The sequence below is a fragment of the Methanosarcina mangrovi genome, assembly GCF_052057765.1.
In the GTDB taxonomy this organism is placed as follows: Archaea; Halobacteriota; Methanosarcinia; order Methanosarcinales; family Methanosarcinaceae; genus Methanosarcina.
In genome coordinates this window covers 1474970-1497649 of sequence record NZ_CP195120.1, presented here as the reverse complement: position 1 = coordinate 1497649, position 22680 = coordinate 1474970, and the positions used below count along the sequence as shown (strand labels likewise).

Genomic DNA, 22680 nt, shown 5'->3' with positions numbered 1-22680 from the left:
TCTGAAAAAGCTCTCGGCCCCCACGAAATTTTGCTCCCAGAATAAAATTAACAAACTGATGAGTTATAAATTCATAGGATTTTCTGATTAGACAAATTGTTAAGGTAAACTTTTAGGTATTTATCTAGAATTTAGGATCTCCCGAGTTTCGATTCGGCTTCCGAGTTTCGATTCGGGACCAGAAAAATCATAGATTTTTCTTTTAGTTGCACTGCAAGTGTAACAGCAAGAAGTCTGTTTCGGCAGAGTTGTGCCACCCGAATTGCGATTCTGGATCACATGAAATCGGAGATTCCATGGGGGTTGCGATGTAATCGCAACAGCCTGCCGCCCGTTTCGATTCTCTCAAGCAGACTAATTTATGGATTTTATCAATAAGCTCCGCTCAAGAGGGCCAATTTTGTGTTATAGTAGTGAGCCGCGCGCAAGCAGACTAACTTAAAAACAATGGTAAAGTAAAGAGACGCAGGAGAGCGGTCTTTCTCAAAATGGCAAATTAGAAGAAAAAGAAAAAGAAAAAAGAAGAAAACGAAAAGACCAAGAATTCAATCCCGAAAAAAGACCGGAAAACAGGGAAAATAAAAAGAGATAGGAAATTTAGATTGAAAAAGTAATTTCGGGGTTAAGGAAAATATTTCTCAGGTAGAGGGGGATTTCTCTGAAATTCCTCTCTGGACTGGTTTTTTCTGATAACATTATAAGTTCTGCAATCTCAGGGCAGGAGTTGAATTTTTACGCTGCTGTCAATTACGGCTACACTTGCCTGAAGTTCGGCTTCTTTGTTTTTTAGTTCTTCTTTGAAAACAGTTAATTTCTTTTCGGAACTCTCAAGTTCTTCTTCAAGTAGGCGGGTTCTTGCCAACAGTTCTGTTTCTTTGTGTTCGAGCTCGGCAAGTTTTCCGGTATCTGAGCCTGCAAGTTCGGCTTTTTTTGCCTCAAGTGCTTTCTGGGCTTCGATGTATTCTTTTTTCTTCTCTTCAAAGCCTGAAATTGCGGCTTTGACCTGTGAAAGAGCTTTTTCCTTTTTCTGGGTTTGTATGTCAAGGGCAGGGTCTTCAAAGACCTTCTGGAGCTCCGGGAAAAAAGAAGGGGCAAGGTTAGCAGGGGTTTCAAGGCAGATGTCAAGTTGTTGCTTTACATCTGGTTTTAGGGTATACCTGCCGCTTTCATGGAGTTTTTTTATCTTTGAGAGGTTGCCTGAAAATGGAAGGATAAGGGAGTTCAGGCCTGTTTCGGCTTTTTTGAGCCTGTCTCTGGCGATATCCAGTTCTTCCTGAAGGCTCTGCAGTTTTTGCCAGGCTTCTCCTTTTTTGAACCCTTCGAGAGCCTGATCGGTTTCGGCAATTTCATTTCGTAAAGCCTGGATTTTTCGGTTTTTCGCTTCGAATTCCAGATTTTCAGCCTTTATTGAAGCAGATAATCGTTTAATTTCTTTCATTTCTGTAGAAACCGCTTCAAGAGCTTCCATTTCCTTTTTATGTCCCTGGATCGTCCCTTTAAGCTTATTAAGGACCTGACCCAACCTGCCAAGGCTTTCGGTAACGTCTTTGGACTCCTGGGGAAAGACAGCTTTTGTGTATCGGAAACTCTGGCTCATGTGTTCAAGGCAGGTGTCCAGGTTCTGCACAGCTGTTTCTTGATACTCTTTAAGAGCCCTGAAGTCCCTGCTCTCAAGAACTCCGAATTTATCTATGAATACTCCTACCTGCTTTGTCACATTTTCCCGGTTGCTCTTCGCTCTTTTTACAGCCCTTATGTCAAAATTCCCCTCAACTTTTGCTTCCTGAAGCCTGGTATTGCTTTCTTTAAGCTCGGAAATCGCAGCTTCAAGCTCTTTGAAAAGGCCTGAGGCATCCTTTTCTATATCGGAAGATATTTTTTGAGAACTCTTCTCCAGCCATGCGGGCAGTTCCTCAAAACCAACTTCGCTGGTGGCAGTTTTCTCGCTGAAGCTTTCCTGTTTTCCCAAGAGCTTTTTGATCCACTTCAATTTAGGACTTCCTTAATTTGCTGAAGTTTATTATTATGGAGCCAGTAAATCTACAGGTTAATAGCCAGTAGAGGGTTAATGGTCAGTAAATCTACAGGTTAATAGCTGGTAAATTTACAAATCAATAGTCAGTAAATTTACGGATTAATAACCGGCGAATCTACAAATTAATAATTTTATTATGGTTCTAACCTTCAAGGTTTAATGATTAAAACCATTAATAATCTAATAAGATAAATAATTTGGTAAAGTTAACCCTTTGATGTGTTTTTGATGTATACTTCTTTAGTCTTCTTTAGTCCCCGTATATGTTAAAGTTTGTTCTATGGAATTCTCTTCCTGAGTAAAAAGGCGGGCTAAGAAAGCTGTCTTCGATAAAATACTTATAAAATCAATTTAACATATTTTATGCTGAATGTAATTCTAACCGGTATAGTCCGGACTACCAATCCCGGACCGATGTCATTAAATACGCCTACCAGATGGATAAAAAGCCTTTTCGATCTTTTGTACACCAGGGGACAAAAATCGAGGGAGATTAAAAATGGATAATGGAATAAGCAGTGGAATATTTGATCAGATAATCCCGTATACTGACATAACAGTATCCAGGCTGATTTTTGCAGTAATAGTGCTGATTGCAGGCTTTATTTCGGTAAAAATTCTTGTTCATATTTTCAGAAAAGGGATAAGGAAAACAAAACTACCTGAACTTACGACTCAGTTTCTGGCAAATTTTCTGGGCATCCTCCTGTACGTGATAGTTGTCCTGATCTTTTTGAAGAGCCTGAGTTTTGATGTTGATAGTTTTGTAGTGGGCCTTTCTGCGATCATAGGGCTGGTCCTGGGCCTGGGGATGCAGGACACCTTTACAAACATAACGGCCGGGATATGGGTTGCGGCAATCAGGCCAATTGATGCGGGAGAAGTGGTGATCGTAAACGGACAGACCGGAAAAGTAAAATCGGTAGGAATTATGTCAATAGAACTCCTGACTCCGGACAATCAGCTTATTACAGTCCCGAATAAGCTTGTCTGGGGAAGTTCCATTGTTAATATGACACGCATGCCTACAAGAAGAGCTTCTGTCGATGTAGGCATAAGTTATTCTTCAGATCTTGAGAATGCTATCAGGATAGCTCTTGATCTTATGAAAGGGCATCCTCTTGTTCTCCCTGACCCCGAACCTGCCGTTGTCACTACCGAACTTGCCAATTCTTCCGTAAATTTGCAGCTCAGGGCCTGGACAAACACCGGGAACTTTGCGGCTTTAAAAAATGACCTGACTGTCGGGATCTTTGAGGCCTACAGGAGAGAAGGAATTGAAATACCCTTCCCGCAGATGGACATACATGTGAAGGAAACAAAGGAATGAATAAAAAGGAATAGAAGGAAGTCTAGAAAAAGCATTGGACTAAAAATATTTGAGTAAAATCCATAACTGGATAAAAATCCATAACTGGATAAAAAGCAGAAAAATGCTGAAGAAATAAATGCTGAAGAAATAAATGCTGAAGAAATAAATGCTGAAGAAATAAATGCTGAAGAAAGACGCAGTTACATGCGTACTGCAGGGCAGGGCTGTTTCAGCAAAAATCCTGACAGCTCTGCCTCATAATGGACTTCTTTTGCAGAAATTACCTTTCGCTTTTTTTCCTTGTTTTCAGCAGGTTACATGGAACATTGCAGAGACCCTGCCTTCAATTTCATTCCAGCGCTCAATTGCCCAGGGAGTCGGGAAAAGTTCGATCCCGCATTTCTTTCCCACGAAAAAGTCTTCAGCTTCATCAGAAAGTTCCACAAAACCTGTCTGCCCGGTCCCTATGATGATTTTTTCTGTTCCTTCTTCATAGATATGCTCGGCTTCTTCAAGAGAGATTTTATGAGAAGTCCCATACTTTTCTTTTGAAAGCATTTTTTCTCGTTTTTCAACCCTGCCGTCAAGGCGGATGAGAATATCGTATTCAAAGGTCTCTCCTTCTACAGTAATAGAACCAAAACTTGTGGAATCAATCTTTGGTTTCATGGTTTCCTCCTGAAATTAAAACTGAAAACGAGATTTCATCTTTTACAATTGTTTCACATGCTTCCTATAAATAACAGGAAGTTTGCGATGCATAAACTCAAATAAGACAGTTAAAAAAATGCGGGAAACTTATTTATATTTATCGAAATATATTAAACATTATAACAATATTAAGAAAACGAAACTACACCCAGAGGTGGAAAAAAGATGGGACATTATTCGTTAGAAGATTTCATCATAAGGACGGGAGAAAGAGCCCCTGGGCAGGGAGTTTTTGAACTGGAACGGGAACAGCTGCTGAAGATATATCTTAATGGCGTGGTCTGGACCAGAATGGGATCCATGATGGCATATAAAGGAGGCATAAGGTTTTCTCGCGAAGATGCCCTCGAACGCGGGCCTGGGAAACTCGTGAAAATATCCCTGGCAGGAGAGGGGTTCAGCCTCATAAAAGCAGAAGGAAGAGGAAAACTCTACCTTGCGGATAGAGGGAAAAAGATCTCGGTTCTGAAACTTGAAAGCGACTCTATCTGTGTAAACTGCAACGACATCCTGGCTATTGAAGACTCTCTCAACTGGGATATCAGGATGATGAGAAAACTCTCTGGAGTGGTGGAAAACGAGATTTACAACGTAAAACTCGAAGGGACCGGTATGGTTGCCATTACCACCCACCATGACCCCCTTACCTTCAGGGTAACTAGAGAATATCCGGTCTTCACTTCTCCTAACGCCACGGTTGCCTGGTCAGGAAACCTCGAGCCGGAGATAAAAACCGACATCTCCCTGAAAACTCTCATTGAAAAAAGCAGTGGAGAATCCGTCCAGATGGTTTTCAGGGGAGAGGGCTTTGTAGTGGTCCAGCCCTGTGAAGAGGTTTATTCCCAGACTCAGCCCGAAAACAAAATTTCAAACGTATACATTAGCTGAATGTTAATATTTCAAAAGTAAATATTTACACTTAACTCCCTGGATTTTTTACTCCTGAAAATAAAGAAAGGTACAGAAAAATTGTGCCTTCATATATATTTTAAATCTCAGAAGCTTAAATCTTAGAAGCCCACGACTTGAGCTTTATCGCCACAGTTTGCCAAAATTCTGGCTTTTTCCTTTTTCTCACACTCCATTCCTTCTTCCACAGCTTCCCTGATGATGTATCCGGCTTTGTGAAGGATTGTATCCCCTATCTGGGGGTCTTTGTCCATGCTTCCGGTACAGGGGTAAGAGTGATGAGCGCCTGAAATGGTTTCTTTGTATCCTGAAGCATCAGTCCAGCCGAGCTTTTTTGCAACAAACCAGGTTGAACCGCAGGGGGCGTCCCTGAGTACGCCTGCTCCTATGAACATCCTTCCGTCAGGGCTCATTTCGACCCTTAGCACTGGCTTTCCGAAGCCAAGGTCCACGAAAGCATCTATAACAGGCTTTCCGGTCTTTTCAAGGGCACAGAAGGGTTTTGGAGCCTCAAATTCAACACCTGTGGCTTCAAGTTCTTTTCTGAGCTGCTCAAGGACCCCGGCAGGAGTCTTCTTTGAGTCTTCAGCGGGGGCGATTACGGCTTTTGCTCCCGTTTTCTGCACGACTTCGGGAAGGGCTGCAAGGAGGTCGGGATGGATCCCTATGGCAAGGATCAGATCGCATTCCGGAAGATTCGGAGGCAGGAACTGGGCAGGCTCTTCGATAAACGGAGGCAGGTCTTCCGGAAACTCATGGATTCCAACAAGAAGGTTTGCGTAAGATCTCCTTACCTGACGGCAGTGGTTGCAGAGCTCACCGCACGACACGCAGAAAGTTGACGGATTTATCAAATTCTGGATAACTTTTTTTCCGAGTTCGCCCGTATAAAGTACAAGGATTCTCATATTTTTGCTCCCCCTTTTAAGGATTCCAAAGTCATCATACAAATTCATTTTCTTTGTTTTGTAATGAGTCTCCCGTCTGTTTTTTTCTCTCTGAACGGGAAAAAATACCGGGAAAAAACCTGTTTTTGCGGGAATTGTTGATATGTTTTCAAAATGCATTTATGAAAGAAGGTGAGTAAGACCGCAGGCAGTTCTGACCGCAGGTGAATTTCACCTGTATCATCTTACTATACTCTATAATTATTTGTTTCAACCTATAAATAATGGGAGTTTCAGAATAGATATCAGTATCCACAACTATACTCCTTTATGAACGCTCCACGGCCCGAATTGCGCCTCGCCCGAATTGTGTCTCGCCCGAATTGCGTCTCGCCCGAATTGCGTCTCGCCCGAATTGCGTCTCGCCCGAATTGCGCCTCGGGAGTACGCGGTCTGTTTCGCTTCGCTCAAGCAGACTAAAGAATAGATCCATCTGATCCATGCAACCTTCTTCGCTTTATCATGTCGTTCTTGTCACGCTCGAAGCAGGAGAGCGGCCTTTCCCAAAAATGAAACAAAGAGAAGAGAAAAAAAGGTCTGAAAGCAAAAAACGACTGACGCCCCTGTAAGAAACTAACATATAAAAAGCATCAGGAGAGACGATAACACCTGTTTCTTTTGCCTTTTCTACTTTTTTCAGGGCCGTCAGAAAGGCTGGCAGAGACACTGATCTTTGCCTGTGAATTGAAAAACGGTTTTTGCGGTTAAGGATAGACTCTCTCAGTCGAGGACATTTTCTTCAATGTATTGTTTCTCTTTATTACGATGTCGTTTTGTAGGGTACTTTTTATCTGGCTGGAGGGCAGGCTCAGACCCGGTGTAGCACAGAGAGAGAAAAACGAAAGCTTTTTCAGCTCCGCGTGCCTGAATGGGTCAGCAATTGGGCGGAAACACCAGAATACTGCGAAAAAGTGAAATCTGCGGTAAAAAGGGAAAAGATGGAAAGAGAAGAGGAAAAGGGAAGAAAAATCTGAGCTTCAGTTTTCTTTCATTCTCCAAGCTTTAAAGCGCCGTGCGGGCACATCTTGATACACATGCCGCACTGGATGCATTTTTTTTCGTCCACACAGAGACTCCAGGTCTCATCAAAGGAGTAAACATTCATCGGACAGACCGAGATGCAGGCTCCGCATTCCACACATTCTTCTTCATCCCTGTGAATGGGGCGGTCCAGAATTGCAACTATTGCTCCTCTTGATTCGAGAGCTTTTTTAATCCTGTCGAACCTGGAATCCTTAACGTCCGCAATCAGTTCTCCGTAAGTCGAATCGATATTGGCGACCATGATATTAAGCAGGATTCCGGTTTCGATAATAGTCTCGGAGATAATGGGGTTTTGAATCCTTTCCGTAGGGATGCTAATCTTTATTTTCATGCTCAGTACCTCCTTGCGAGAAGCTTGCTTATATTGTCGCTCGTGATAATTCCGAGCACCCTCCTCTGGGTATCGATTACAGGCATTGCAGAAACACCGTAACGGTCCAGCCTGCGGGCTGCAAGGTCCACGGGTTCGTTCGGGGCGCAGGTAAGAACTTTTTTCGTCATTACGCTTTCTACGGAATCAAATATGTTTTCGGCGACGGCTTTTGAGATATCCCAGGCTGTCAGGATTCCTACCAGCTCCCCGGTGTCCGAAATCACTGCAAGGTGGTTAAAGGAGTTCTCCCAGATCTTCTTTGCAGCGTCCTGAACCGTCTGGTCCTTTTTGATTGTAACAATAAAGTCGGCCATGACGTCTTTTACGAGAGGTACTGCCTGGGTCTGTTTCATGGATTTTGCGGAGCCCTCACTGGAAAGTCTCTCCACGGGCATGCTAACAAAGAATTTTCCGTGCTTAACCCATTCCTTTAGTTCATTTGCAATCTTTCTGGCGTTCTTGAAGCTTGAGAGGGAGGAAGTTTGAACATCTTTTCCTTCAAGCTGCACCGAGCCTGACCTGAGTTCGGCATAGTTTACCTGCTTTATCGCAGGCTTATCCCTGCTGCCCACGGCATAGTCAAGAATATTCGTAAAAATATCCTCATCACGCACAGCAGTTGAGGCTGCGATTTTTTCATTCAGAATGGGTATGGGAATTCCGATTCCCATGTAAAGGGTTGTCCCGTAACCCGTAAAAGAAGCCGCCCTTAAATAATCGGGGCTCATTTCCTTAAGGTTTCCTTTGAGCATAAGGGTTCCAAAACCGCTGGAAGGAGAGTGCTGGGTCCCGTTCCCTATAACATAGCCCTGAGCTCCTCCAATAAAAATCCTTGTGCCTGTCCCTATAGTTTCGTATGTAGGGTCATTTGAGAGGGGAGAAAGCACTCCGGCTCCGGAGTAAGTTACGTTTCCGAAGTTGGGCAGAAGCTCTCCCATGTAGGTGTTCAGAATCCTTTTTGAACTGTTTGTTGCAGCGGCATATTTCTGGTAAGCGTTTCTGGGGTTGAGAAGGACTGCCTCGTTTAAGTCGTCAAGGGTGATTCTCGTATCAAGCACTTTTCTGGGATAGCAGTCTGTCCCATAAGAAGTTGCATGCACGTCGATTTCTTTTCCTCTCAAAAGGTCTTCAATAACGTGCGCTCCACCATACTGTATTCCCCTTGTATCCGAGATCTGAGCAGCCCCCAGGTAGGCGTCAACAGCAGCAATTCCGCTGTAAGCTTCCACATTGTTAAACCAGATTTTCTGGATCTTGATAGGGGGTTCGGAATGTCCGAGATTAAGCATCAAACCTGAAGAGCACATGGCTCCGAATGTGCCTGTTGTGACCACATCAACTTCTTTTGCAGCACCTTCCACGCCAAGGTTTTCAACAATTCCGACCATTTCCTCGGCTGTGACTACATTGACGCTTCCATCTTCAATTTTTTTATTGATCTCATGAACCGATTTTTCAACCATGCGGTTTTCCTCTTATTATAAATTAATCTAGATGGTAATTTTTGCCAGAATTATATATTACTTGTCATAATCTCACTCTCACAGGTAACGGTCCTTCCGGAAGAGGTGAAAAATTCTGGCTTTTCTTCATTTTTAAGACTACGTCCGTCATATTTTCAATCCAATAATTTATAGTCATATTTTAGAGGAATATATATTACTTGCGGTAATTCACAATCTATAATTCTCAGAACCTATTTGCTCGGAGACTATTTCCTTAGAGGCTATCTCCTGAATTATCAATAACCATTCACACCATATACAGATTGAATAATATGGAGTCCTTGAAGGTCAGAGGACGAGACTATTTTCAGTAAGTTTCTTATGCTTGCAGGATATTACCCGAGACCAGGTGATTTATTGACGCGTGTACTTGCTACCGGAACTTTTGACATTCTTCATCCGGGACATGTTTATTTCCTGGCCCAGGCGCGAGCTCTTGGAGATGAGCTCTTCGTCATTGTTGCCAGGGATTCCAATGTGACTCATAAGCCAAAACCGATAGTGCCTGAGGAACAGCGGCTTGAGATGGTAGATGCCCTTCGGACGGTAGACAAAGCCATTCTTGGCAGTGAAAAAGATATGTTCGAACCCCTGAAAGAGATAAAGCCGGATATCGTTGCCCTGGGGTACGATCAGCATTTTGACATTGAGCTTCTGGAAAAAGAACTTACTAAAAGAGGGCTCCCTGCAAAAGTGGTCAGGGTTCCTTTTTCAAAAGAGTGCCCCCTCTGCAGTACCGGGGCAATCATAAAAGCGGTCCTTAAACGGTATGGGTAACCTACCCCTACCGTCTTTAATTAAAAAACACTTTTTTGACCTTTTTTAGAAAGATTGCCGGAACCATGTTTATGCAAATATCTTTTCAAGCCTTTCAAGCGCTTCCCGGATTCTATCAATGGATGTTGCGTAGGAAATCCTGATAAAGTCCTCGCCTGAAGCCCCGAAAGCAATTCCCGGGGTCACTGCCACATGAGCTTCTTTCAGGAGCCGTTCAGCAACTTCGGTCCCGTTTCCGTACTCGCTCACATTGGCAAAGGCATAGAAGGCCCCATCTGGCTTCTTGCACTCAATCCCTATTTTATTCAACCCGTCGATAAGGATATCCCTGCGCATTTTAAAGCGGTCAACCATTGCTTTGACGCCATCCTGGGGACCCTGCAGGGCTTCAAGCCCGCCGTACTGAACAAATGTCGTGGCGCTGCTTACAGAGTGGGATTGGATCTTCTGCAGAAGCTTAAAAATCTCAGGAGGCGCTGTGAGGTATCCGAGCCTCCAGCCGGTCATTGCGTATGCCTTGGAAAAACCGTTTACAGTGATGGTTCTATCCTGCATCCCGTCAAAACTACCGATACTGATATGTTCCCGGTCATAGATGATTTTTTCATAAATCTCATCCGATACCACAAGAAGATCATGGTCAATTGCAAGATCGGCAATGCACTGCAGGGTCTTTTTCCCGAATACTCCGCCTGTCGGGTTGCCCGGGCTGTTTACAACAATGAGCTTTGTCTTGTCATTTATATACTCGGCGAAATTATCCGGCAGGAAGCCTTTTTCAGGGACTGTAGGCACCCAGACCGTATCTGCTCCCGAAAAACGGATGCAAGCATCATAAGTTACCCAGGCAGGGTCAAAGAGGAGGGCCTGATCTCCGTCGTCAAGGGCGCCCATCATTATTTCGAAAATCCCCTGCTTTGCCCCAGGAGTGACCAGCACGTCTTTTTCGGTCACTTCAAGATGATTTTCCGTCTTCAGTTTTTCGGCAATAGCTGTCCTCAGCTCCGGAATGCCCGCAGAAGGAGCGTAGTGGGTCTTTCCCTCATACATAGCCTTTGCCGCGGCATCGCAAATATTCTTAGGGGTATCGAAATCAGGTTCACCAAGGCTGAAATTGATTACGTCCGTACCCTCTTTTATCATTCTGGTTGCGATGTTGGAGATCCGGATCGTTGCGGATTCTTCTACACGCTTGAGCCTTGCGGATGTCATAGGGATGGTCCTGTTTGTTACATTTTTTGCTAGCTTATTGAAGCATCAAGGAACTTCACAGCCGCCGCACCAACTTTACTGCAGCTTCTACTGCCCTTTTAGCATAGTCGACACGTTCATGAGCAGCCATCCTGGTCATGCCCGGACCCGGAATTCCGAGAGTTACCGGCTTGTTGAATTCAAGGGAAAGATCCATGATCTTCCTTGCGGCATGCTGCATTACCACCTGGTCGTGGTCAGTCTCACCTTCGATTACCGACCCTATGGTAACCACTGCGTCAATGTCTTCCCTCTGGCAGAGTTTCTTGATTGCAAGGGGCATGTCAAAAACTCCGGGCACGAGAACAGTCTCTTTAACTGTTGCTCCCAGGAATTCTGCATGTTCTCTTCCAAGCAACTCCATCTGGTAGGTCAGATCCCTGTTAAATTCAGCTACAACAAATCCTAGGCTGATAGTCATTTAGTAAGGTCTCCAGTCTTGTTTTTAACTTAAAGTCGCTTCACATTCTCAAAGGACCAGCGTCCTCAAAACCCTGTCTCTGGCCGGTACCGGCTTCCCTGATAAGTTTTTCCGGCTTGAAGAGCAGTTTTATCACGTTTAAAGCATGTTCCCTGGTCCTTCTGTCCATGAGAAAAGCAAGTTCTTTCTCATCTTTTCCTTCATCCTCATGGACAAAGACCTCAATAATATGGGTATTGGTCATGAGCTGGGCCATTATAAGACCCTGAGACGCTTCATGAGCACACATTTTGTCTTTTTGCTGGGCACCGGGCATTCCAAGGGCCATTACGATATCGCAGCTTTCTTCTTCGATAAGCTTTTTGGCTGCTACCGGCAGGTCCTTTATCCCGGGCACTGTTACCCTTTTTATCTGTACGGATACGTTTTTCTGTATCTCGTCGATTGCCGCACGCCCCATATTGTAGCGCGCAAACGTGGTATCTGCAATTCCTATTGTGGGCATATGAATCCGATCGAAATTTAAATGTTAATGCTCTCTGGTTTTCCTGAAACGTTTATAGATTTTGGTCCTGGAGGATTCCTTAAAATCCTCTCATACCCTGTCGATAACACGCATTGCAGCTTCCGTACCTGTTCCTACGCTGTCAATGTGACCCCGCTTATTCAGCACGATTTCCAGCTGCTGGATAGTGGATAGGATATCCCTTGAAGTTACAATCCCCATATTTCCAATCCTGAAAATCTTGCCCTTCAGGCGTTCCTGCCCGCCAGCAATAATTATACCCCGCTTCTTCATATCGTTTTTAATGTCTTCCCCATCGATCCCTGCAGGGGCTTTCATTGCAGTGACAGTGTTGGAGTACTTGCTATATTCGTTAAGCTGAGGGAACATCTCTATGTTCATTGCGTCGACTGCTGCCCTTACCGCTTCGGAGAGAGCCCTATGCCTTTTGATTCTTGCTTCCATGCCTTCTTCCTTAACGATATGAAGAGCTTCCTGCATGGCATAGAATAGAGGAATTGCAGGCGTGTAAGGTGTTTCCGGCCTGGGCTTGTCTCCGCTCTTTTTATATGCCTTAAGATCATTATAATACGGCCTCTTCTTCATGCCGTTTATGGCCTCAAAAGCTTTTTCACTCACGGAAACAGCTGCCATTCCCGGTGGAGCCGCAAGGCATTTCTGTGAACCCACAATCGCAATGTCAACGCCCCATTCATCGACTTTGACTTCATCTCCCCCAAGGGAGGTTACGCCGTCCATGATAAAAATAGCATCGTGTTTTTTTGCAAGTTTACCGATTTCTGCAGCAGGATTCATGATACCTGCAGAGGTTTCGTTGTGGACAAGGGTGATGGCTTTTGCCCCTTCTTCGAGCTTCTCCTTAACCACTTCAAGGTCAACAGGAAGACCCCATTCAAACTCCAGGGGCACCACTTCGGCATAGATAGCGGCAAGGTCTTTGAAACGCTCTCCGAACTTCCCGTTTTCTATGGCAATGACTTTGTCCCCACTTCCGGCCACAGACCCGACTGCGGCTTCCATTCCCGCAGTCCCGGAACCGCTGAGCAAAAAGATGTCATTTTTTGTCTGAAAAACGTCAGCGAGAATCTGCCTGCAATCGGTATAAATTCCTGCAAATTCAGCACTTCGGTGGTTGATCATCGTTTTTGACATCGCCCTAAGGACTCTGGGTGCAACAGGTACGGGTCCAGGCATCATGAGAAGGGTATCTTCCAGATCCATGTATGCTATTCTCCACACTTTTTCAAAGATTTAATCAGCTTTTGCTTTTATTTTTTAAGGAAATTATGTAAACTTTCTAAATTTCAATCATGTAGTCCTGATAATCCAGGGTTAGTCCTGATAATTCAGGGTTATATATTCGAACACAGTATGCTATGAGGGTTCCGCATCGTCTCATGCAGGATGCCTTTTCGAGCACAATCGCCGTGTTTATTTGGTCATTTCAGACAGGTTAAGCACTGAATTCAATTAAGGATTCAGGTTTAAATGAATCCTAGTATATAATTCATGTGCTTTCCACGTCCCAGGCTCAGACTCGACATTAAGGAAAAAGGGCTCAGCTCATTAGCCCTGAAGAAGCTTCATCACGTCATGTTTTGTTACAACACCCACAACCGTTCCTTTTTCTACCACAAGTACGGCAGGGTTTCCTTCCAGTATATGCGAAACTACTGAGATCGATATTCCAGGGGATACTGTCGGGAAAGCCTCCCCCATTATCCCTGAGACTTTCAACTGAGAGATGGATTTTTTCCTGCTCTCGCCCATCAGTTTTACGATCATATCTTCCGAAATACTTCCAACCGGAATACCCCTATCAAGCACGGGAATCTGTGAAAAACCATGAATATGCATAAGGTTTACCACCTCTTCTACCGAGTCTTCGGGGGAGACATGAAGAACAGGAGAATGCATCAGATCCCGTATAATTATCTGTTGCTCCTTTTCGGCTTCCTCAAAAGCATCAAGGATTTTCCTGACCGTTGAAAGCCTGGGATCTACGTCTCCCGATTCGATACGGGCTATAAGAGGCTGGCTTACACCTGCCCTTTTAGCCAGGTCGCTCTGGGTAAGCCCAAGTTCATTTCGTCTTTTTTTAAGATCTTCAGGTGTTGGAAGCTGCATATATATTACCGATAGTAATTATGATATTTAATGTAATTGGTTAACATAATTCAAAGAGTTGATATATAAATGATTTTCGGAGCCAATTGTCTTTTTTCAGAAAAATCTTTCGAATCAGGTTATCAATAAACAATTAAATTTTAAAATGTCCAGGTCTAAGAAATAAAGCGTACAAATACAGTATAAAAAAATTAGGTTATTTTGCGAGAAAAAAGGGCAACTTGTCGAAACAAATTGATCAAATATTGAAAATTAAGAACAGAAAAATAAATACTATGTTAATAGGTTTAATAAAACCCATGGATGACTAAATAAATACTGACAGGTAAACAAATATTAAGCGTAAACGTAAGACCTGAAAAACCAAAAAACAACAGAAAAAAGTTAAAAAAATTTATACATATTCAGTTATTTTAGAGCATATTTAACCGGATTCAACTATGCTCAGCTACCGGATGTACCGGAATACAAGTCGGCTGATCGGGTCGTGTCTAAAAATGCGGAAAAATTGAATAAAAAAGAAAGATGTTCCCTCATTAACTGTTTGATATATTCAAGAACCCTTGAGGATATCTTTCGCTTTTCTTTCCCTGCGCTGCAATTAGCCCGAACAGACCTTCCAACCGGATACAGAGCGACCCAAAAACCGACAACACTATTAGAAACAAATATTGAAGGAAGCAGCCCTGAACCGAGAGAATGCCTTGATTTACCACGGATACGACTATTCAATTCGCAGATAAGTATAAGCGTCTCCTCCGGCTTGTCTGGCAGCCCTGCAAAAAAAGCAGAAAAAACAGATTTGAAAGAGAAACAAGACCGAAATTTATGCCATTTTGACCTGTTTTTTGTCTTTTCCGCTCATAAGCATCAGCAGCTTTCAATTTTCCTCCATCTCTTTCAAGCGAAACTCAGGTGCTGAAAAAGACATCCATTTATATCTTTAAGAATATATTCTTACTCGGGTTGGGTTACTGCAGTGTCCTTCAACGCAATATCCGGGTAAGATTGTTGCTTATCGGGCTCCCAGGTCAGGGGACTGATTTCAGTTGAAAACTAACATCAGCTTTCGGTTCCGGTCTTTTCAGTGCATTGCAGGATACTATGCGAGGCAGAAAGCCTGTCTCACAGTAATCTATCTTTCTTCGGACTCTACCGGTTTTCGATGAAGAACGGCCAGAAATCTTGCTTTTTAAATTACAGGGAGGTAGCCAGATGACAGCAGAACACAAAGGCGAAAGCATTTTACTTGTTGTTGCTCAGGAGCAGTTCAGGGATGAAGAATGCTTTGTTCCGAAGCAGCTATTCGAAGCTGCAGGGGCAAAGGTTACGGTTGCAGCCGAGTTTAAGGAAACTGCAAAGGGAACACTGGGAGGGACGATTAAGCCTGATATCAGGATCTCCGATGCCAGAATTGAGGATTATGATGCTATTGTAATTTCCGGGGGGCCGGGTTCGAGAAAGTATCTGTGGGACAATCAGTACCTGCGTGAACTTGTAAAAGAAGCCGATTCCCTTAAAAAAGTGGTTTCTGCGATCTGCATCTCTCCTGTGATTATGGCAAGAGCAGGGGTCCTGAAAGGGAAGGAAAGCACTGTTTTTAGTAGTCCGGATACCGTGAACGAACTTAAGGAGCATGGGGCTGTCTACCTGGACAGGGATGTTGTAGTTTCGGGCAGGGTAGTTACAGGACGGGATCCAAAAAGTGCAGAAGCCTTTGGAAAAGCCGTCCTCAAAGCCCTGAAAAAAGCCTGATCCCTCTGAAAAATCGAATGCTAACAATCAATTCTAACAATCGAATGCTAACAATCAATGCTAACAATCGAACCCTAACAATTGACATCATTAATTAAACGCTAACAATTGGACGCTTACGACCGAATGCTGACAACTGGAAGCTAACGATTGGAAGCTCTGGTCCACGGATTGTAACTACTCGATAGCAAAGCTGGTGCCCTGTTATGAATTCAGAACTCGAAGCTATACTGTCCTATCATCAGGCTAGCAAGCATGGCTTTAAGGCCTATGCTCCCGGTCCCCGATTCCTTGAAATGTCAATCAAGCCAGACCCTTTTCTCAACTATAAAGGAGCTCCACTTTTAAAGCTCGATACCTGGAGTGAAGAAGACATCAAGTCCGAACTTTTGCCAACATATGAACAGGCTTATTCTCCGGAGAAAACGGGGCCTTCGGGGCTGAACCGGAACAGCATTTCTCAGCTCTTTTTTGACAGCTTGGCCATATCCGTATGGAAAAAAACCGGGAATGCGAGCTGGGCACTCCGCATCAACCCTTCAAGTGGAAACCTGCACCCGACCGAGGCCTATATTATTTCCGGGCCGGTTAAGGAACTCCTGGAAAAACCGGCTGTCTGCCATTACGTGCCTTTGCAGCACGCACTTGAACTGAGAGCGGAATTTCCCCGGGAGACCTGGGAAAAGTTGAGCTCCGGCTTTCCGAAGGGCACATTTTTCATAGGACTGAGTTCAATTTACTGGCGGGTTGCTTGGAAATACGGCATCCGGGCTTTCAGGTATGCAAACCATGACCTTGGGCATGCTATTGCCGCCCTTACCTTTTCTGCAGCAGGGCTTGGCTGGAGGACAGGCCTGCTTGCGGACATGGGTTCGGAGGAAACAGGAAAACTTCTGGGCATTTCCGGGGGGAAGGACCCTGAAAAAGAAGAACCTGCCTGTTTGCTTGCAGTTTATCCGGCAGGAAAGGAATGTCTTTCGGGTAAGGTCACTCCATCTGCACTTGCGGATTTTGAAAAGCTCTCCTGGAACGGAGTTCCTAACCGTTTAAGTCCTGCACATGTGGAATGGGCAGGGATTGAAAAAGCTGCTTCAGCAACTCGAAAGAAAGAAACTTCCTATGTCAGGGAGAAAAAGCCGGAACTGAAACATGAAAGAAAAGCTGCAGGCTTATCCTCGGCAATTTCGGGCTCAGGAATCCATTCAGGCCTGGAGACAGTTCCTCTGCGCAGCGTGATTCACAGGAGAAGAAGTGCCCTTGAAATGAACAACAGTGCTTACATGGACGAAGCCAGCTTCTACGGCATATTGCGAAGAACCCTTCCCGAGAAAAATCCGGTTTTTGAGACACTTTCTTCCGGGCCCTTTGCGCACCTGCTCCTTTTTGTGAATAGGGTAAAGGGGCTTCGCGAAGGGCTTTATATTTTTCTGCGGAAAACCGGGGAGGCAGAAGAGTTTAAAACCACCTTCAGGCCGGATTTTCTCTGGGAAAAACCTGAAAGCTGCCCTTATGATCTTGAATTTTACCTGCTTGTGGAAGAGAAACTGCATCATTTTGCAGCCCAGCTTTCCTGTGCGCAGCGAAAAGCAGAAGATGCCTGTTTTACTGCCTGCATGCTTTCGGAGTTTGAAGAGCCTCTGAAAACAGAAGGCTCATGGATGTACCCTCACCTTTTCTGGGAATGCGGAATTCTCGGGCAACTCCTTTACCTGGAAGCTGAGGCTCGCGGTTTCAGAGGCTGCGGAATAGGGTGTTTTTTCGATGACCCTCTGCACGAAACTCTGGGACTTGAAGGGCTTGAGTATCAGGATCTCTATCACTTTGCAGTGGGCTCGCCTCTCCAGGAAATTGGGGTTTTGACTCTCCCTGCTTATAAAGGGTAACTCGGGAGAAATGTTTGCTTCCTTTCCCCTTTATCTTTTTCACTATTTCTTTTTACCCCTGATTTTTTTCCTTTTGAGTTTTTGCTCGTTACTTCTTACTCTGTCCCGTGTTTTCTTTTCTTTTGTCTTTCCTGAAAGCTGCCCTTCTTACAAGTCCCGGCTGCTTTGCAGGAGGCATCTCGCATCCTGAGCCCACGTCGCATTCGACCACAATTCCGCGGAGCAGGCGGCCCAGAATATCCGACCCCGTTACTATGCGCTTTTCTTCACCCCAGTAAAGAATAAGATCCTGGTCAATTACATCATCTTCCGGGTACTGCGGATATACCTTGAACTGCCGGATTACCTTCTCAAGCCTGGTTTTCGGAGACTTTACCACGACAGGGAAATGGCAGTAAGAAAGCGGAATAAAAGGCCCCTTCTTATAGACAGCATCCCGCAGGAAGCCGTCCGCATCCAGCACCATTACAGGCTCATCTGCCGGGTTGGTGATGACTACCCATTTTCTTCCGGAGGCTCCTATCTTCTGCAGGAAGGAGTCAGCAGGTTCCCGGTTAAATGCAGGAAAAACAGGGCGGTTATTCTCTACAGGGAGGGAGATTATGCTTCTCGGGTCTATTATGGAACCTTCGTCAGAAATATTGACGTCGTCTATCGAAAGAAAGTTCAGGGCTCCTATCCCTTCAAAGAGACCTATATCGGTTTTCCCGGACTCGATATGTTTTTCGAGCATAATCCTCATTGCCTGCTCCCTGAACAGCTCAAGTTTTTCCCTGCCCAGCCACCAGTCAAGGATAAGGGCTGTCGGTTTTGCCACCGGATAGAGCAGCATCTGGTAAAAACGGACAAGAGGCGTCAGCTTTGCCCCGAGCATAAGTGCGTTTCTTGAAAAGTAAGCCTGAGGGGCAATCTCTCCGAAACAGGTAATACCAAAGGTCGAAAAGAGAAAAGCTGAGGTCCCTGCCATTACGGAATCCGTAAGCAGGGCAATAAGGACATTTATTCCCACATTCCCCCAGAGCATGGTAGTAAGCAGGAAATTGGAGTCTCTTCGAAGCTGCAGGATTTTAATTGCATCTTTATTGTTTGCTTCGGCTTCAATCTCAAGCCTCAGTCTTCCAAGGCCGAAAATCCCTATCGTCAGCCCTGAAAATATAGCAGATTGCGTAAGGCAAAGTGCAATTAAGATCCAGGTAATGATTTCATTCATTGTAAGTCTATGACCTCTATAAAATCTGTATAAACCTAATCGAATCCTTAATCAGTTAATCTTTTATAAACTTAATCTCCTCACGTCAGGCTTAATTTCATCGCTTCAGGTCCGGTTCACCATTCCCCTGCCGCTAAACCTTTTACCTGCTATTAAGTTAAACTTACCCTGATATAACTTAATTTGTTTCATCTCTTTTTGACCGGTCGTTGACCGGCCATCTGTTCGGGTATTTATCTGGCTATTCATCTGGCTATTCGTCTGGCCATCCGTCTGGCTATTTGTCGGTCAGTTATTGAATCCTTTTCTGTCCGATAGGGCCTGCAATTGACGAGGATTTATTTTTCGGTTTAGATCAGTACCTTCAGAGCTTGCTGAAAAATCGGTAGAATTGTATAATATTTAAGAACAGGCAGGCAATAGTAAGTTTCTTGATTTAGTAAATCTCGAGTTAGCAAGTTTCCTGATCAGGTAACCCTACAAAGGAAAACATTATAAGGAGAGCACTACTGCTTAATATCACAGCCAGTGTATTAACCCTCGCAATCCTCCGGAATCCCAGACGGAAGACTACGCCCCTTCTGATCGTGATAAACATGGTAAAAGATACAAAAAATGCCGGATCATCTGCCAAAGCTCCGGGAATTCACCGTCCTGCCACCACTTATGGCACTGCCAATTCTGACACTGCCAATTCTGACACTGCCAATTCTGACACTGCCACGGAAAAACGAATTGTGCTCACTATTGCGATACTTGCCGGATTTATCACGCCTTTTGACGGTTCGGCAGTAAATATTGCCCTGCCTACAATTGGGGCAGAATTTCATATGACTGCGGTTGCCCTTTCCTGGGTTGCGACCGCATACCTTCTATCTTCAGCCGTGTTTCTTGTCCCGTTCGGAAAAATCGCAGATATCTACGGAAGAAAAAAAGTTTTCCTCTACGGCATTGTTATCTTCAGCTTTGCGTCCCTGCTGATGACAATGGTCCCTTCAACCGAACTGTTTATCGGAATAAGGGTTTTTCAGGGTTTGGGAAGTGCCATGATCTTCGGGACCGGAGTCGCCATCGTTACCTCCGTCTTTCCCCCGGGAGAACGCGGGAAGGCTCTCGGGATCTATATCACTGCAGTTTACCTCGGGCTTTCCCTTGGACCTTTCCTTGGGGGTTTGATGACGCAATATCTGGGCTGGAGGAGCATTTTCTTCGTAAATGTGCCTATAGGCATCATGGCAGTTGTCCTGATCCTCTGGAAACTGAAAGGGGAATGGGCCGAGTGCAGGGGGGAGAAGTTCGACCTGACAGGATCCGTGCTCTACGGAGCAGCGGTCGTTGCCGTCATGTACGGGTTCTCAACTCTCCCGGGCTTTAAAGGAGCTTCTTTCATAGCCGCGGGAATTCTCGGAATCATCGGCTTTGCCCTGTACGAGCTGAGAATCCCGTCTCCCGTTCTTGATATCAGGCTCCTTACAAAAAACAGGATCTTTGCCCTTTCAAACCTTGCTGCGCTTATCAATTACAGTGCAACCTTCGCAGTGGCTTTTCTCTTAAGCCTGGACCTGCAGTACACAAAAGGTTTCACCCCCGAGCATGCAGGTTTTATTCTGATAGCACAGCCTATTGTCCAGACCATGGTTTCCCCGATTGCGGGGAGGCTTTCTGATAGGATTGAGCCGCGGATTGTTGCCTCGGCGGGAATGGCTCTCACAGCGACCGGGCTTTTCCTTCTCATTTTCCTTACGGAAACGACGCCTATCTGGCATATGGTTCTCACTCTTCTCATACTCGGGGCAGGGTTCGGGCTCTTTTCTTCCCCGAACACGAATGCAATTATGAGTTCGGTTGATAAGAGGTTCTACGGTGTCGCATCAGGGATGAACGGGACGATGAGGCTCCTCGGCCAGATGCTCTCGATGGGCATTGCAATGATGATCTTTGCGGTTGTTATCGGTCCTGTGGAGATTACGCCTGAGTATTACTCCCGGTTCGTTTTAAGCCTGCACTACGCGTTTATTCTGTTTACGATTTTCTGTACTCTTGGGATATTCGCGTCTCTGGTGAGAGGAAAAGCCGGTCCCGCAGCTCGTGCCGTCACTCCTGAGGCAGGTAATAAAAAAGGGCGTTGAAAAAATAACCTTCATGGGGCTCTTTTTTGAGTAATCCGGCGTATTAGGGGGAATTTGCAGCCATGAAAAAGTATATCTCAATTTTATATACTTTATCTGACATTTTCTAATAAGGAATTTATAGAATCTATTATCTAGAATCTGTTATCTGGCATTTTTTTTCTTTTTGCCAGGCTTCCAAGTGATAAGTTGTCTTGAGCAAAACGCTCACCCACGCAGCCAATTTAATCTTGCCAGGGGGTTTGTATATTGAATATATTTAACCAGGACACGGATAAGGGAAAGCATGTTTCAGGAATTGACAGGGGTCAGGTCATGATGTACGGACTGAGCACCTGTGTATGGTGCAAAAAAACAAAGAAACTGCTCACCGATCTGGGGGTGGACTTTGAGTACGTTTTTGTGGACAGGCTCGACGGAGATGAAGAAAAAAAGGTTATTGCGGAAGTAAGGCGCTACAACCCTTCAACTTCTTTTCCGACGACTGTTATAAACGGGGAAAAGACAATTGTGGGTTTTAAAGAAAAAGAAATTCGTGAAGCTCTTGGCTTTTAAGGGGGGAATTCAGGTTGGAAGAAGATGAAGCTTCTGAAGAAGGCATATCCGAGGAAGAAGTAGATAAAGTCTACAGGCGCTTGAACCAGGAGGTCGAAAAGTCGGGCTATCACCTCAACCCCGACGTTGAGTTCACAAAGGAACTTGTGCGGGGACTGTTGGTTAATGAGAGACGTTATGGTTACTGGTCCTGCCCGTGCAGGCTCTCTGCCGACAATAAAGAAGAGGACCTTGACATAATCTGTCCCTGCTATTACAGAGACCCCGACCTGCACGATTACGGGGCCTGTTACTGTGCCCTCTATGTTTCGGATGAGGTCATCCGGGGAGAAAGAGAAGTAGAATCTATCCCGGAAAGGCGTCCTCCTCGCGAGGAAAGAGAAGCTGCAAGAGCCGAGGAAGCTGCAAGAGCGGAGATGATGGAAACTATGGAAATCTCAGGAAAGCTTTCAAAACCGGTATGGAGATGTAAGGTTTGCGGATATCTCTGTGCCATGGACGAGGCTCCGGGAATCTGTCCTATCTGTAAGGCAAGGAAGGAAAGATTTGAGCGGTTCATGTAATTTCCAGATGGAATTCTTTCTTATTTTTTAAAAAATGATGCAATAACAGGATTTTGTAAAAATGGGGTTTTGTGAAGTTATCGGCTGATAGTTACCTGCGAAGCAGGCTCTATAGTTCAGGTCGATATAAAAGGAGATTTAATACGAGGAATAAAAGATTAACGCAGATTTTATAGATACCTGGAATAAAAATGAAAAAAGCTCTTTTTTCTTTATTTTATGATAGCTCTTTTTTCTTTATTTTATGATCCTCCAAAATCAATATATAAACTGAGGCCTCTAAATGCTGATCTCAGGCATGTATAGATTATGAGATTCTCAATAAGTTCCAGCCTTCTTTTCATCATATTTCAGTACATCTGGCAGTGATTCATACACGATAACGAAAATTACAGATATAGGGATATATATGTCAAACTTTTCAAATTAATACACCCTGATGATAAGATTTAAGAATAGAATTAGTATACAATACAAATTGTGACTATGCATATTCAATGATCATAATATGTGATCACAAATGTCAATTGCAGGGAGCGTTAAACTGAGATCTGATCACAAAAGCTATTTTGAAATTCTCAATGAGTAAGATTAAAGCGAGTTTCGGTATTTTTGGATTTTTACTTTTGAACTTGTATGCTTAAACT

Annotated in this window: 21 protein-coding genes; 9 read left to right on the top strand and 12 right to left on the bottom strand. The window is 44.4% G+C overall.

Features of this window, described 5'->3' with window-relative positions; all coding sequences use genetic code 11:
* Window positions 1-712 precede the first annotated feature (712 nt).
* On the bottom strand, window positions 713-1969 hold the full coding sequence (locus tag ACSAZL_RS06910; protein ID WP_440947970.1) for a cell surface protein: 1257 nt from the start codon (window positions 1967-1969) through the stop codon (window positions 713-715).
* 565 nt (window positions 1970-2534) lie between these two features.
* On the opposite strand from ACSAZL_RS06910, the gene ACSAZL_RS06905 reads away from it, so the two are divergent.
* Window positions 2535-3365 (top strand): mechanosensitive ion channel family protein, encoded by an 831-nt coding sequence (locus tag ACSAZL_RS06905; protein WP_440947969.1) that lies wholly within the window; start codon window positions 2535-2537, stop codon window positions 3363-3365.
* Window positions 3366-3653: 288 nt separating this feature from the next.
* Here ACSAZL_RS06905 and ACSAZL_RS06900 read toward each other — a convergent pair whose 3' ends face one another.
* Complete coding sequence (locus ACSAZL_RS06900; RefSeq protein ID WP_440947968.1) at window positions 3654-4016, bottom strand: Mth938-like domain-containing protein; 363 nt, start codon at window positions 4014-4016, stop codon at window positions 3654-3656.
* 207 nt (window positions 4017-4223) lie between these two features.
* Here ACSAZL_RS06900 and ACSAZL_RS06895 point away from each other — a divergent pair, with 207 nt between their 5' ends.
* On the top strand, window positions 4224-4946 hold the full coding sequence (locus ACSAZL_RS06895) for an AIM24 family protein (protein ID WP_440947967.1): 723 nt from the start codon (window positions 4224-4226) through the stop codon (window positions 4944-4946).
* Window positions 4947-5068: 122 nt separating this feature from the next.
* Here the strand turns inward: ACSAZL_RS06895 and ACSAZL_RS06890 are convergent, their stop codons facing one another.
* From ACSAZL_RS06890 to ACSAZL_RS06875, 4 genes are all read right to left on the bottom strand, one after another.
* On the bottom strand, window positions 5069-5875 hold the full coding sequence (locus tag ACSAZL_RS06890) for a DUF166 domain-containing protein (RefSeq protein WP_440947966.1): 807 nt from the start codon (window positions 5873-5875) through the stop codon (window positions 5069-5071).
* 307 nt (window positions 5876-6182) lie between these two features.
* Window positions 6183-6347: a hypothetical protein gene (locus ACSAZL_RS06885; RefSeq protein ID WP_440947965.1), complete on the bottom strand. Its 165-nt coding sequence runs from the start codon at window positions 6345-6347 to the stop codon at window positions 6183-6185.
* A gap of 555 nt (window positions 6348-6902) precedes the next feature.
* The gene (locus ACSAZL_RS06880; RefSeq protein WP_440947964.1) at window positions 6903-7289 is read right to left on the bottom strand and encodes a 4Fe-4S binding protein; all 387 of its coding nucleotides are present in this window, start codon (window positions 7287-7289) and stop codon (window positions 6903-6905) included.
* Window positions 7290-7291: 2 nt separating this feature from the next.
* Window positions 7292-8794 carry an L-aspartate semialdehyde sulfurtransferase gene (locus ACSAZL_RS06875; protein WP_440947963.1) on the bottom strand — a complete coding sequence of 501 codons (1503 nt, stop codon included), beginning with the start codon at window positions 8792-8794 and terminating at the stop codon, window positions 7292-7294.
* Between the two features lie 363 nt (window positions 8795-9157).
* On the opposite strand from ACSAZL_RS06875, the gene ACSAZL_RS06870 reads away from it, so the two are divergent.
* Window positions 9158-9613 carry an adenylyltransferase/cytidyltransferase family protein gene (locus ACSAZL_RS06870; protein ID WP_440947962.1) on the top strand — a complete coding sequence of 152 codons (456 nt, stop codon included), beginning with the start codon at window positions 9158-9160 and terminating at the stop codon, window positions 9611-9613.
* Between the two features lie 69 nt (window positions 9614-9682).
* Here ACSAZL_RS06870 and ACSAZL_RS06865 read toward each other — a convergent pair whose 3' ends face one another.
* The 5 genes from ACSAZL_RS06865 to ACSAZL_RS06845 all read right to left on the bottom strand — a co-directional run bounded on the left by ACSAZL_RS06865 (window position 9683) and on the right by ACSAZL_RS06845 (window position 13938).
* Window positions 9683-10825, bottom strand: coding sequence for a pyridoxal phosphate-dependent aminotransferase (locus tag ACSAZL_RS06865; RefSeq protein WP_440947961.1), 1143 nt, complete (start codon window positions 10823-10825; stop codon window positions 9683-9685).
* 55 nt (window positions 10826-10880) lie between these two features.
* Window positions 10881-11285 (bottom strand): 6,7-dimethyl-8-ribityllumazine synthase, encoded by a 405-nt coding sequence (ribH, locus tag ACSAZL_RS06860; RefSeq protein WP_015410966.1) that lies wholly within the window; start codon window positions 11283-11285, stop codon window positions 10881-10883.
* A gap of 40 nt (window positions 11286-11325) precedes the next feature.
* Window positions 11326-11790 (bottom strand): riboflavin synthase, encoded by a 465-nt coding sequence (gene ribC / locus ACSAZL_RS06855; RefSeq protein ID WP_440947960.1) that lies wholly within the window; start codon window positions 11788-11790, stop codon window positions 11326-11328.
* Between the two features lie 90 nt (window positions 11791-11880).
* A complete protein-coding gene (locus ACSAZL_RS06850) occupies window positions 11881-13032 on the bottom strand; it encodes a pyridoxal-phosphate-dependent aminotransferase family protein (protein ID WP_440947959.1) in 1152 nt (383 codons plus the stop codon).
* 345 nt (window positions 13033-13377) lie between these two features.
* On the bottom strand, window positions 13378-13938 hold the full coding sequence (locus tag ACSAZL_RS06845) for a CBS domain-containing protein (RefSeq protein ID WP_440947958.1): 561 nt from the start codon (window positions 13936-13938) through the stop codon (window positions 13378-13380).
* Window positions 13939-14425: 487 nt separating this feature from the next.
* Between ACSAZL_RS06845 and ACSAZL_RS06840 the strand changes: the two genes are divergently transcribed.
* The 3 genes from ACSAZL_RS06840 to ACSAZL_RS06830 all read left to right on the top strand — a co-directional run bounded on the left by ACSAZL_RS06840 (window position 14426) and on the right by ACSAZL_RS06830 (window position 17576).
* Window positions 14426-14860, top strand: a complete 435-nt coding sequence (locus ACSAZL_RS06840) for a hypothetical protein (RefSeq protein ID WP_440947957.1) — start codon at window positions 14426-14428, stop codon at window positions 14858-14860.
* A gap of 293 nt (window positions 14861-15153) precedes the next feature.
* Window positions 15154-15693 (top strand): DJ-1/PfpI family protein, encoded by a 540-nt coding sequence (locus ACSAZL_RS06835; RefSeq protein ID WP_440947956.1) that lies wholly within the window; start codon window positions 15154-15156, stop codon window positions 15691-15693.
* Between the two features lie 206 nt (window positions 15694-15899).
* A complete protein-coding gene (locus ACSAZL_RS06830; protein WP_440947955.1) occupies window positions 15900-17576 on the top strand; it encodes a nitroreductase family protein in 1677 nt (558 codons plus the stop codon).
* Window positions 17577-17664: 88 nt separating this feature from the next.
* On the opposite strand, the gene ACSAZL_RS06825 is transcribed toward ACSAZL_RS06830, so the two are convergent.
* On the bottom strand, window positions 17665-18786 hold the full coding sequence (locus tag ACSAZL_RS06825) for a DUF21 domain-containing protein (protein ID WP_440947954.1): 1122 nt from the start codon (window positions 18784-18786) through the stop codon (window positions 17665-17667).
* Between the two features lie 596 nt (window positions 18787-19382).
* Here ACSAZL_RS06825 and ACSAZL_RS06820 point away from each other — a divergent pair.
* The 3 genes from ACSAZL_RS06820 (at window position 19383) to ACSAZL_RS06810 (ending at window position 22033) form a co-directional block, all read left to right on the top strand.
* Window positions 19383-20915: an MFS transporter gene (locus tag ACSAZL_RS06820; RefSeq protein ID WP_440947953.1), complete on the top strand. Its 1533-nt coding sequence runs from the start codon at window positions 19383-19385 to the stop codon at window positions 20913-20915.
* A gap of 249 nt (window positions 20916-21164) precedes the next feature.
* Window positions 21165-21470: a glutaredoxin family protein gene (locus ACSAZL_RS06815; protein WP_440947952.1), complete on the top strand. Its 306-nt coding sequence runs from the start codon at window positions 21165-21167 to the stop codon at window positions 21468-21470.
* 14 nt (window positions 21471-21484) lie between these two features.
* The gene (locus ACSAZL_RS06810; protein WP_440947951.1) at window positions 21485-22033 is read left to right on the top strand and encodes a ferredoxin-thioredoxin reductase catalytic domain-containing protein; all 549 of its coding nucleotides are present in this window, start codon (window positions 21485-21487) and stop codon (window positions 22031-22033) included.
* Window positions 22034-22680: the final 647 nt, after the last annotated feature.